This is a genomic window from Celeribacter halophilus, assembly GCF_900114135.1.
Taxonomy (GTDB): Bacteria; Pseudomonadota; Alphaproteobacteria; order Rhodobacterales; family Rhodobacteraceae; genus Celeribacter; species Celeribacter halophilus.
Genome location: NZ_FORY01000040.1, coordinates 1 through 11,118 on the forward strand (window position 1 = coordinate 1; position 11,118 = coordinate 11,118).

Here is an 11,118-nt window from a genome sequence, read left to right on the forward strand (position 1 = left end):
CCTCGGCCAACGCCTGCCGCTCACCGAGAGCCTCGATCAGGTCCTTCATCGCCAAAATTATATCGCCATGCATGCCTGCGCTCCTTATGTGGATTTCTTGTCGTAGCAAGCGTGGCAGCAAGGCTTGCCGCCGCTCTCCCCGATCCAGTCGTCGTGCGACGGTCCATCATTAGACGGGCCAAAACAGTAATGCCCACGCGCACCGCAAGTGCCGCAGGTGCCCAGCTTTCCGTCACGATCTTCTGTGTTTCTCATGCCATTGCTCCTTATTTGGACACTTCTGGTGGATACCAACGGCGCAAAGCACCATCTGGATCTTGGCAGAAGAAAACATGCCCCTGCATTTCCCGAACCGCATCACGCAGCCGCGAGTAGTCTCTCATATGCATGGCATCGCCTGAAATCAGCGAGGCGGCGCGCTCCAAACGATCTGCGTCTATCTTGCTTTCAGCATTATCAGACATTTCCAACAATGCGCGCGCCAAGTCCGTTCTGCTTTCTGTCATTTCAATGTCCTCTCTCCTTATTTGGATTTATTCATCTTGGTCACTCTGATCATGGGGCGAATTGGATACGACCATCGCTTGCCATTCCAACGGGTTTTCTTCCCGTCTCGCCGCCGGACCCACGCAAGCCACTCCGCAGCCGTGGGCCAAAATTCGTCCATGTCCCACGCAACCGATTGCGAAGTTTCACCGCAAATAGACGAAGGTCTGCGCGGGAAATTTCCTACCTTATCGCACCTACGGGACATGCCTTTTGCTCCTTTTTCAGATCAGCATCCAAACGACCAAGCCGGATACGGCAATCGCCAAGGGGATCGCCACCGCCAACATCGGTATGAATGCGCCAAGGCCAGCGTCAGACCACCACCCCCAGTGATCCATAGCCCGCAGCGCGACATTGAAAACGACAAGCGCCACCACCACCGCAATCGCTGCAATTCCTATAGCTTCAACCATCCCATTCTCCTTTTATAGATCACCGGTCGTCGGTGTCGTTTTCGATTTCCAGCGCCTTGTGCGCCTTCACCCAATTATAGAGGGCCGCGCGCTTGATCGGCGGGCCTTCCATTTCTTGCAGCGCGGGCAGAATATCTTTCACCACATGAGCGCCATCGGAGAGCATGGCCTTGGCCTTCTCGCACCGCTCGTCAGTCATGGACGCGGGCCGACCGTGCGCCTTGCCCTCGTCACGCGCCTGCCGGAGACCGGCCATCGTGCGCTCGCGGATCAGCTCACGCTCATACTCGGCCAGAGAGGCCATGATATGCAGCACCATGCGCCCCATAGGCGTCCCAAGGTCCAGCCCTTCGGTGAGGCTCACAAGGCGGATTTCCTTGTCCGCCATAAGCTGCACGGTCTCAAGGATGCCCAGAAGCGACCGGCCAAGCCGGTCCAGCTTCCACACGACAAGCTCGGTGCCATCGACCTGCGCCAGCTTCAAAGCCTGCTGCAAGCCCGGACGCTCGCGCTTTGATCCGCTCATTTTGTCGGTGAATATCAGCCCCTCGGATACGCCCGCGCGCTTCAAAGCCTCGATTTGCAATTCAAGGTTCTGGTCCTGCGTCGAGACCCGCGCATAGCCGACCTTGCGGCGCGTATTGTTGGAATTATCGGTCACTTTCTTACCTTGTTTTGCGCTTCCATAATCAATTTATAGAACACTTACTAGACAAACTCAAGCGCTTGCGCTACAGTTATTGGAACACATTGTAGACAATGCAAAACGGAGAAACGCCGTGCAAATTTCATACGTCCCGTGCCGAGACTTTTATGTGTATCTCCACAAGAAGCCCGATGGCGAGGTGTTCTATGTCGGGAAAGGTCGCGGCGTCAGAGCATATGACCATGACCCGCGAAATAAGGCGTGGAAACAGATCGTTGATGAGTGCGGCGATTACGTTGTCGAGATAGCTCGCGCAGGACTTCTTGATGATGAGGCGCGAAAGCTGGAAGCCATCATGATCAAGAAATATGGGCGAGTTGTTGACGGGGGGACTCTCACAAATTCGCGCGAGGTGGACGATGCATTCCACTGGCGAAAATATTACGTCACTGAAAACTTGGCCGAAATACAGGCAGAGATTGACGCCATGATCAAATCTGAATGGAACGATATTCCGGGAGATTTGACGGAATACCCAAAGGGCATGCCGGTGGCACCGTTCCGCCTTCATCACTCTGGAATAATTGTTGACGCCGCAGGTCGGGAAGTATGCCACCCCGTCGATGGAGAATGGGAAGATGATCTAAGCGTTGCATCAATGATCTGTGAACACATGAACCGCGCGGCAAGCGCGTCCAAATAACGCAGAAAGGGAAACATATGAACCTGCAACCACACGAAGAACGAGTCCTTGTTGAGCGCGGCGAACTGGCCGAAAATCTCGACCGCCTCAATGCTTTTATCGAGGGGGAAGTGTGGCACAAGATGCCCGAAGCAGACCGCGACCTATTGATCGAGCAGCGCAACCACATGACCGCATACCTTGGCGTTTTGCAGCGCCGTGCTGCGCGGTTTTTGTGCCCGTCCAAATAACGCAAAGGAGGCCGATATGGCAAAGAGACCAGCGCCACCAATGAAGCGATATCCAGAAGTTGACCGGTCAGACGGCGCTATAATTGCCGCAGTGTTCTGCCTCGGCATCCTCGCACTTCTCGCTCCGATTGCCATGTCGATGAATGAGACGCCGCGCAGCATTTGCGAGGGTCAGGGCAAAATCTACATTGGAGACGGGCTTTGCATTTCGCAGGATGATGCGCTCGACCTGATACGAACGCAACTCAATCCATAAAACGACCGTCAAGGAAACCTTGACAATTCGGCGCAAGATTTGCGCCTTATTGGAAATAACGAATTAGACAGCTTTGATTAGAGAAAGGGAAAGCGATGAAAGACGGAAATGAAATGCAAGAAAGCATTGCCGCGAAACTGGCGCAGGCCGAGCAATTGCAGAAGCAATACAACGAGTCGACAAAGGCCAGCTGGTTCTGGGCGCTTCTATTCGGCCCCATTTACTTTGCAGTCCACGGGTTCTGGGGGCGTGCCGTAATTGTGCTGGTGCTTAACTTCGCAATCATCGGGTTTATTGTCGCCCCGTTCATGGCTTACCCCGCATGGCGCGCACGAGCCGAAAAGAAAGCGCAGAACGCCATCCAAACCGCCGCGCTCATGCGGGGATGATCAATCCGAGCCAAGCGCCTCACGCGCGCCGTTGTATGCCTCCACGGCAATCGAGCGGCGCGCGTTGCAGTCAATGAGGGCGTCCCCGATCCGTCCGATCATGATCTCGTCCGACGCGACCGTTCCGGGGCCTGACGGCAAGAACATCGACGGGTGAGGGCAAGCCGCATCGACGGTGGCAGGCAAAGGGTCAAGGCGCAGCCCATCGACTCCGAAGCCTTTGCAGCCCGTCAGAGCCGATACCAGGGCGAGCGCCGTCAGGGTCTTGTAGAGCAGCATTCTCCAACTCCATCACTAGGGCCGCCTGCTCCGAACGCGAAGCCTCAAGGGCGGCGGCAAGGGCCGCGATCCGCTGGCCCGATTTGAACAAATCATCCTGCAGCGCCAAGCGCGCCTCCAAGGCGTCTGCCTCGGCCGCGCCATAGCCCGCAGAATAGCGCACGGCTCCATACTGCCAGAAGGCAAAGCCAAGGGCCGCGACAAGCGCGGCACCGACATAGAGACGCCACATCAGCGCACCTCCTCCAAAATGCGCCGCCGCAACTCGTCACCGACCGTGACAGGATCACCGGGTCGATCCATTCCGGGGATCCATGCAATGTCCCACTTTCCTCGCTGCCACACGCCAAGAGTCGGCTGCACCTCGGCGTGAGACAATACTGTCCACTTCGACACGGGGATGTCGTAGGTCATGCACAGATCGGCCACCTCGCGCGCGAGGGCGTCAACCTGGGCCTCGGTGATCGGCGCAGAGCCTGCATCGAACGGAACCTCATTCGCACCGGCCATGGCATCCACTGCCACGCCGATGCTGCCGGTGTTAAGCGCCCGCGTGTGGGCAACATAGGAACCGTCCGACACGTCCGCATTGGACTCCGGCTTCAAGAGACCGGGCCATGCGCGGCCGTCCTTGTCGATCAGAATGTGGTAGTGGGCAAGCTCGTCCTTCAGGACAGGATAGGCCCCTGCGGTCCAATGCATGATCACGCGGTGCAGTCCGGACGGGTGAAAGAGCGCATCTGCGCTATACACGCCGCGCGCCTCCATTGCCGCACGGACGGCCTGCTGAGTGCGCACGCCCCAAAGGTTGTCGATCGGGCCAGGATCAAAGCCAAAGGCGGCACAGCGCGCCTGCAGGTCGCGCACGGAATATCGGCTTGGTTTCTCTCTCATGGTCACGGCCCCTCCTTCGGGCACAAAAAAAGACCGCCCTGGGGCGGCCTTTGTTGAAGTTTGAGTGGGATCAGTCCCGGCTTACGATCCGGCGCCTACGCCGTGGCGGGTAAAGCCACGCGATCCAGAAAGGCCATTTCGGCCGGTCCTCTTCCGGCACCATCAGCTGCAAGGCGCGAAGGGCGCGATAGCAGCCATATGCAAAGACCAGGTTCCAAAGGTTGTTGACCTCCCGGCCGCCGAACGAGTCCCGAAACACGGGCCAATGCTCATCGACCCATACAGGGACGGCATCCCAGAAAATGGAGCGCCATGCGAAAGCCGACACGACACAGAAAATCGAGATCGACATATGGCGCACGATATCCGACGCGCTGCGCGAAATGCGCAGGTAGGCGTAGCCGATCGGAAGGCTCATGATGAACGCGAGATACGCGCTGAGATAGCTGAAAGTCATGCCTGCTTTTTTTCCTCTCTGGCTTTTGCGAGCTCTTCTATGGCCCGCATGACCTCGAGGCGCTTCTCCTGAACCGCCTTCACTGCATTTTCATTCGCGCGCCTGCGCTCGGCGCGTGAACTTTTCTCCTTGGTCCGAAAGAGCCACGAAACAAAACTATGAGCCACGCTTAACCTCCTCAGTCAGTGACCGAATAGCGGCGGCGCTGGCGTGAAGCCCCTCTGTGGCCTCCTTCGATATTTTCATGATCTGGGCGTTATTCTCCTTGGTGTCTTCACGCCACCAGTTGAGAACGCGCCATGCGAACAGTGAAACGACCACAATCATGACAGCCGCCGGACCGCCGCCCAGCTCTTTGATGATCTCGGAAAACTCGGTCATGGATCAACTCGGTGCCCCCACGGTCAAAAGGTGGATGGCAATCTCGACAGCGCCGCCGGTGAAATCCGATCCATTGGCCGTCAGCACGACCGGCGTGTCAGAATAGAACGCTTGCGGTCCGATCACGCCCTTATTTGTGGATCCCGACGCGATGCCCAAAGACCCACCGAACTTTGACACCTCGCCAGAGATACCGCAATCGAAAGAGGTGGCCCCGGTGATCGCCGTGGTGGTCTTCACAGAGACGCCAAGACAGATCGAACGGTCCGGGATGACGATCGAAGAGGTCACGGTCGGGCCGGAAAGGCCTGAAAGCGTCTCTCCGAGCGTAGACAGGCCCGTGGTGGCCCCGTTGGCCGCCTTGGACACATCCACGCTCGGAGCCTGCGCCAGCCCCCCCAGAGCGGCTGAGAACGTCGCCCACGCGCCGCTGTAATAGACCAGAAGCTCGTCGGCGCTCTGATCCCAGACGCGATAGCCCGTGGCGACCGCAATCCGATACCATGCGCCATCGGCCCACATGGCGATATCATTCTCCCATCCCGCCCATTCATCGGTGGCCGTGGCCGCGACGATATAGCAATCCCCGTCTGAGGGTGACGCGGGCGGCGTCGAGGTGGTGGCGTTGATCACGCTCGCCTGAACCATTCCGTCCAGAAGACGGATCGCGTCATTATGGGTGACATGCTTCTGCGCCTGAGACGCCATGATAAAAGGCAGATCAAGCCTGTTCGAATAGTCTGCCATGATCGGCCTCCTTAAAATCTCAATGTGACCTCGGCGGGCGCGCCTCGGCCGTAGGTGGTGGAAAGCTGATAAACCCGAATGTCGAGCGTATCGCCCGGCTCAAATTCAGCGCCAAAATCCGAAATCTGGTGTGCAGAAGTATAAACAACACTCGGTGTTGTGGATGATAGAGTGCGAACGACCGTCGATCCATCCAAAATATCGACCTCATAGGATTCAACATCCTCACCGATCGGAACCTCGGCCACGACCCACGAATCCGCAGATGCATCGCGCGACCGCCTGATCCACGAAATATCGAGATCGCCGGGCGTCCGACCCTTGCGCCACGGCTGCGACACATGAACCGGCGCAAAGGGCTGACGGGCACGGGCCATCGGCGTGAAATTCATGACCAGGGTCGAGTCGTCACTCAGGGACTTAGAGCCGGATGAAACCGCCCAATAATAGTCCACACCCACATCCGTCGCGGAAATCGGAGCATAGCTCACCCCGCCATCCAGAGTGACCAGACGCGCGCCACTTGGTAGATTGTCCACCATTTCGCGTTCGGTGCCATATTGCCCACGCAACAGACGCGACAGACGATAGGTGTTTGACCCGACAAGCTCCACCTCTGCGGCCTGAATGATCTCCCACTTTCCGTCACTCGTCTCGAGAGCGAACGTGTTTGATCCGGCCAACAGGTCGATGTCCTCGACGCCATCGATCGTGCCAGTATAAACCCGCACATAGAGCGCATTTGCATCGTCCCATCGCCCGACAGGACCGGCCGCGAAATCCGCCGTGGTCACGCCCATCTGGGCGGCGGCGCTGGTGCTGGTCAAGAGCGTGTATCCGGACTCTTCCGGGCTTTTCCACAGATTGATCTCACCCGGCCATGGCTTCGCATAGGCCGCAAAGAACGGCTGATAGTCCAGACCGTCCTGAGTGATCCACGGAATGTCGAGGAACTCGAAGATCGGATCGCCGTAGATGTTGGACGTCCCGCGAGCAACAGAAGCGCCAGAGCGCGCACGACCAGGGGGCAAATCATAGACGAATTTGTCCTGCATCATGGCCGACACGGTGCGTTCTTCGCCGTCATTGATGGTCTGCGCACGGAACAAATAGCTCCGATCATCGTGCAACACCTCAATCACGTCCGTGGCATCCAGAGCGAGCATGGACGGCGGCAGTTTAAAGGACGCCGTCTCGCGCCCGACCCACGTCTCCTGCAGGGCGCGGCGCACGTTGCGCTCCGCATCTTCCGGCGGCATGGCAAAGCTGAAGGACTCTGCCGTGATCCGGCTCGAATTCACAGTCTGACGTCGCGCCTCAACCTGCGCCGTGTCGTAGTCCTCGTCCGAAGACGCAACCGCCCACTTCAACCCCTGCGCAAGCTCGGTCTCCTGCGCGCGCTCGAACTGGATCACCTCGCTGTCGCTTGCAACCATATCGCCCGGAGAGACCGTGGCGCTTGGATTTGCTCCGCGCATCTTGAAGACAATCCGACCCTGCGTCTCGGTCGCGTCGAAACCGTATTGTTTCGCCAGAGAGGCAATGGTGGAGCGCGGGCTGGTCAAAGAGACGATGGAGATACCCTGAACAGCGCCGCGAAGATCGGACACGTCGAATTCATCCGTATCAAGACCAGCCTGAATGCAAAGACGGGACACAAGGCTGCGCAGACTTGAAGACCCAAGTCGTCCGGTGATCCAGTGGCCAAGCGTCCAGTTGTCCGCATCCCCCCAAACAGGATCCCCATCATCGTCCGTGGTGTAGGGAAAGAAGGGGAACGGTCGGGCATCCCATGTCCAGACGGTCATATTCGGCACATCAATCATCCGATCACCGGTCACGCTCGACACCGGGTTGTTGGCATCATCGCCCCAATAACTGAACGTCGCCTCGAGATAGGCGCGCTGGATCGCATCATCGCGCCAGCCGCGAGAGAAATACGGGATCGCAGACTCCGAAGACTTCGCGTCAAAGAAGACATTAGGCTGGTTCGGCCCCCGATCGACCGCCGGGCACCCGACCTCGGTGAACCAAAACGGCTTGGACTGCGGCACCCAATCCGTCGCGGTCGCCTCCTCCACTCCACCGGGTCGGTTGTAATGCTGGTTCGTCCACCAGGACCGCAAATCCTTGGGGCGATAAACCCACGGCTTGCCATAGGCTCCGTCCGTGATTGGCGTGCGAACCTGATCGACCCGGTCTGTTGATGTCGGGTAATACCAGTCGAATCCCTCACCGCCCTCGATGTTGCCGCGAAGATAGTCGAGATCATAGGTCGTCAGGTATTCCTGCGCATCCAAGTGATCGAAGCCGTCGCGCCAATCTGCAATGGGGAAATAGTTGTCGATCCCGATGAAATCGATATCGTCATGCGCCCAGAGCGGATCGAGGTGGAAATACACGTCGCCGCTTCCGTCAGACGGGTGGTGCCCGAAATACTCGGACCAATCCGCCGCGTAACTGATCGCGGTGCCGGAGCCAAGAATGCCGCGCACATCCTCGGCCAATTCCTGCAGCTTCGATACCACGGGATAGGTGCCAGATGCGCTCCGGATCGTTGTCAGGCCGCGCAATTCCGATCCGATCAAGAATGCATCAACGCCTCCGGCCGCCGCGCACATATACGCATAGTGCAGTATCATGCGCCGGTATCCCCAATCATTGCTGGATCCCGAAAACGATACATATTCTCCAGCTTTTCCTGAGTTTAAAAACAGAGACGCAAGAGCCGCCAGGAACTCTTCTAAGCTCGAAAAATCGCTGATTGAAAGGTTGTCACCAAGGTCTCGAACGATAATGAAATCATCCGGGTCCGCATTGCCGAAGAAATCATCCACCTGATCGGCAGCGGCGGAGGTCTTGTCGACCGTCCCGACATAGCCGGGCGCGGGGTGGCAGGTGATCCGGCCGCGCCACGGGAAAACAGGTTGACCGATCTCTGCACCGTTGTCGCTGTATGGATTGGGCAGGGTGTTGTCCGGAGGCACGTCCATGAGGATGAACGGATAGAACGTTACCTTGAGGCCGCGCGACTTGATCTCTTCGATTGCCTGGATCACAGAGAAGTCCGCAGGCGTGCCCCCGAATTGCGGGTCTCCATCGATTGCAGTGACTAGAAGCGCGTCCGACCGTTTGGCCCCGCTGACGATCCATATCTTGCTCAGATTGCTCTTTGAAGATTTCTCAACGCCTGGCTTGATCTGGCACTCACCGCAGCGCAGATCAGTGCCGAACCACGACACGACCAGAGAGACGGATTCAATGCCCGGAACGGATGCCTGCAGACGATCAAGCGCTGCGACGATATCGGACTCCGTCTTGTCGTTGTGGGAATTCTCAGCAATCGTCTCGCCGTCGCTCTTTGATTTCACAATTTCCGTTGCATAGGCATACTCGCCCGTCGACGGAATGATCGTCACAGAGCGCACCTGGCCCTCGGCCACGTCTTCATCATCCAGAGCGTTGAAAATCTCCACGTTGATCTGGGGCAGGCGGTTGCCATAGTCCTCGAGCAACAAATCCTCGAAGACGATATAGGCCGTGCCGCGATAAGCCGGAGCGCCGCCCATCATCGCATCAATGAACGGATCCGGCTCTTGATCCTCATCGCCGTAATAGATGCGATAGGTCACATCATCGAGGTCCATGACCTCCCCGTCCGCCCAAATGCGACCAATGCCCGTGATCGGACCCTCACAGAGCGCCACAGCGAAAGAGGCGTAGTAGGTATAGGTCGTCGTGGTGACCTTGCCGCCGCCGCCCTTACCAGCACCCTGCGTCTCCTTGTTCACCTCTTCGCGGAAATCGGTAGCCCAGATCACGTTGCCGCCGACGCGCATGCGACCATATACCTGCGGGATCACCGCCCCCTCGGTCGAAGAGGTGACCTTAAGCGATTCCAGCTGCGCGCCGTAGTAATTCTGGTTCGGCTGCATAGACTGCACGATCCACGCATCCACCGCAGAGCCGACCGCAGATCCGATCGCGCCACCGATCGCGGCATAGGACATGCCCAGGATCATCCCCGTGCCGAAAGAGGCACCGATCGCTGTTCCGACCGCGCCCAGAACAAGAGTCGCCATTTACTGAACCTCCGGCCGTTCTGCGGGATAGTCGTAGGCATAGGCCAGACGCCGCCGCCACGGCTCCGTCAATTTCTGCTCGATCACGCCAAGGCGATCGTATGAATGGATGAACATGCCGTCATAGGACATGATCCCGAGATGCTTTGCGATCGCCCCGCGCCGCATGCGAAAGACCAGGACAGACCCTGGACCGATATCGGACAGAGCGATCGGCAGAAGCCAATTCTTTGCGCCCAGAGCGATCACCTCCACGTCGCTGGTCTCGCCCCAATCCCGAGAATAGCGCGGCAGCTTGTCCGGCTCCGGACCGACCACCTCGCGCCAGACACCGCGCACAAGACCCAGACAGTCGCACCCTACGCCGTTCAGGCTTGCCTGGTTGTGGTAGGGCGTCCCAAGCCACTCGCGCGCCGCAGCGATTACTTTGTCCGGATCCGCAGTCGTCATAGCGCGCTCCCTGTGTTTTTCCGGTTCTTGGTCGCATAGCGCAGAACCGTGTCGCTGCCGGGGATGTGGGGGAAGCCCCTGAAATTATCCCCGTTGGAAAACTTCGACACGCAAGACTCGAAGTGCTTGTCGCAGCCCGCCGTGATGGTGAAGGCGTCACCGACCTCAATGGCCCGCACAGGCTCCTCCAAGAGCGTCACGACAATCTCGCCGCTGGACACGTCATGGCGCGCCACCTCGGCCTTGCGGCCCGCATTGGCCCCGCTCGTCCACTCCACGATGCCGCCGGAGAACCAATCGGCGTCATAGCCGTCAATCGATACCGAAGTGAACGCACGTCCATACAGCACGCTGTCGATGGTGCCCGACGCGCGATACTCCGGCCCCGACAGATCGACCTTGCACTTTGAATCGCCCAAAGCCGCCTCGCAGCTATACTGAAAGGTGCGCCCGACCGTTTGATCGAGCGCGTGAGACATGGAACGGACCTCGGCCACGAAAGAGACGCGTCCACGGCTGATCTGCCCCGTTACCCCCTTGCGCAGAAGGACGCGCTGCGAGGTGTCCTGCCAGTTGACGCGCCACACCTCGACCTCGGCCCCGTCCCAAAGACCGTCGATGATATCGGTCTCGGTGATGAGG

General features: G+C 58.5%; 18 protein-coding genes. 4 read left to right on the forward strand and 14 right to left on the reverse strand.

What is annotated here, in order from left to right:
- Positions 1-84 precede the first annotated feature (84 nt).
- From BM152_RS19360 to BM152_RS18170, 4 genes are all read right to left on the reverse strand, one after another.
- Positions 85-255, reverse strand: a complete 171-nt coding sequence (locus BM152_RS19360; protein WP_156444333.1) for a hypothetical protein — start codon at positions 253-255, stop codon at positions 85-87.
- An 11-nt stretch (positions 256-266) separates the two neighbouring features.
- Complete coding sequence (locus tag BM152_RS18160; protein ID WP_066598928.1) at positions 267-506, reverse strand: hypothetical protein; 240 nt, start codon at positions 504-506, stop codon at positions 267-269.
- Positions 507-770: 264 nt separating this feature from the next.
- A complete protein-coding gene (locus tag BM152_RS18165) occupies positions 771-962 on the reverse strand; it encodes a hypothetical protein (protein WP_066598926.1) in 192 nt (63 codons plus the stop codon).
- Between the two features lie 19 nt (positions 963-981).
- On the reverse strand, positions 982-1,623 hold the full coding sequence (locus tag BM152_RS18170; RefSeq protein WP_066598923.1) for a recombinase family protein: 642 nt from the start codon (positions 1,621-1,623) through the stop codon (positions 982-984).
- A 118-nt stretch (positions 1,624-1,741) separates the two neighbouring features.
- On the opposite strand from BM152_RS18170, the gene BM152_RS18175 reads away from it, so the two are divergent.
- The 4 genes from BM152_RS18175 (at position 1,742) to BM152_RS18190 (ending at position 3,186) form a co-directional block, all read left to right on the forward strand.
- A complete protein-coding gene (locus tag BM152_RS18175; protein ID WP_066598921.1) occupies positions 1,742-2,311 on the forward strand; it encodes a GIY-YIG nuclease family protein in 570 nt (189 codons plus the stop codon).
- A gap of 17 nt (positions 2,312-2,328) precedes the next feature.
- The gene (locus BM152_RS18180; protein WP_066598918.1) at positions 2,329-2,541 is read left to right on the forward strand and encodes a crAss001_48 related protein; all 213 of its coding nucleotides are present in this window, start codon (positions 2,329-2,331) and stop codon (positions 2,539-2,541) included.
- A gap of 16 nt (positions 2,542-2,557) precedes the next feature.
- On the forward strand, positions 2,558-2,797 hold the full coding sequence (locus BM152_RS18185; RefSeq protein WP_066598915.1) for a hypothetical protein: 240 nt from the start codon (positions 2,558-2,560) through the stop codon (positions 2,795-2,797).
- A gap of 95 nt (positions 2,798-2,892) precedes the next feature.
- Positions 2,893-3,186 carry a DUF2628 domain-containing protein gene (locus tag BM152_RS18190; RefSeq protein WP_066598914.1) on the forward strand — a complete coding sequence of 98 codons (294 nt, stop codon included), beginning with the start codon at positions 2,893-2,895 and terminating at the stop codon, positions 3,184-3,186.
- Here BM152_RS18190 and BM152_RS18195 read toward each other — a convergent pair whose 3' ends face one another.
- From BM152_RS18195 to BM152_RS18230, 10 genes are all read right to left on the reverse strand, one after another.
- Positions 3,187-3,465 carry a hypothetical protein gene (locus BM152_RS18195; RefSeq protein WP_066598913.1) on the reverse strand — a complete coding sequence of 93 codons (279 nt, stop codon included), beginning with the start codon at positions 3,463-3,465 and terminating at the stop codon, positions 3,187-3,189.
- Positions 3,377-3,697, reverse strand: a complete 321-nt coding sequence (locus tag BM152_RS19060; RefSeq protein ID WP_139222546.1) for a hypothetical protein — start codon at positions 3,695-3,697, stop codon at positions 3,377-3,379. The genes BM152_RS18195 and BM152_RS19060 overlap by 89 nt, the downstream gene beginning before the upstream one ends.
- Positions 3,697-4,359 (reverse strand): peptidoglycan recognition protein family protein, encoded by a 663-nt coding sequence (locus tag BM152_RS18200; RefSeq protein WP_066598911.1) that lies wholly within the window; start codon positions 4,357-4,359, stop codon positions 3,697-3,699. Before BM152_RS18200 ends, BM152_RS19060 begins: the two co-directional genes overlap by 1 nt.
- Positions 4,360-4,429: 70 nt before the next feature.
- Positions 4,430-4,816, reverse strand: coding sequence for a hypothetical protein (locus tag BM152_RS18205; RefSeq protein WP_066598910.1), 387 nt, complete (start codon positions 4,814-4,816; stop codon positions 4,430-4,432).
- Positions 4,813-4,983, reverse strand: a complete 171-nt coding sequence (locus BM152_RS19365; RefSeq protein WP_156444332.1) for a hypothetical protein — start codon at positions 4,981-4,983, stop codon at positions 4,813-4,815. Before BM152_RS19365 ends, BM152_RS18205 begins: the two co-directional genes overlap by 4 nt.
- Positions 4,973-5,197: a hypothetical protein gene (locus BM152_RS18210; RefSeq protein WP_066598909.1), complete on the reverse strand. Its 225-nt coding sequence runs from the start codon at positions 5,195-5,197 to the stop codon at positions 4,973-4,975. Before BM152_RS18210 ends, BM152_RS19365 begins: the two co-directional genes overlap by 11 nt.
- Positions 5,198-5,200: 3 nt before the next feature.
- Positions 5,201-5,944 (reverse strand): DUF2793 domain-containing protein, encoded by a 744-nt coding sequence (locus BM152_RS18215; protein ID WP_066598907.1) that lies wholly within the window; start codon positions 5,942-5,944, stop codon positions 5,201-5,203.
- Positions 5,945-5,955: 11 nt separating this feature from the next.
- Positions 5,956-10,026 carry a baseplate multidomain protein megatron gene (locus tag BM152_RS18220; protein WP_066598905.1) on the reverse strand — a complete coding sequence of 1,357 codons (4,071 nt, stop codon included), beginning with the start codon at positions 10,024-10,026 and terminating at the stop codon, positions 5,956-5,958.
- Positions 10,027-10,476 carry an NlpC/P60 family protein gene (locus BM152_RS18225; RefSeq protein WP_066598904.1) on the reverse strand — a complete coding sequence of 150 codons (450 nt, stop codon included), beginning with the start codon at positions 10,474-10,476 and terminating at the stop codon, positions 10,027-10,029.
- On the reverse strand, positions 10,473-11,118 hold a 646-nt coding region (locus BM152_RS18230), incomplete at its 5' end, for a DUF2163 domain-containing protein (RefSeq protein WP_074914647.1). The genes BM152_RS18230 and BM152_RS18225, both read right to left, overlap by 4 nt.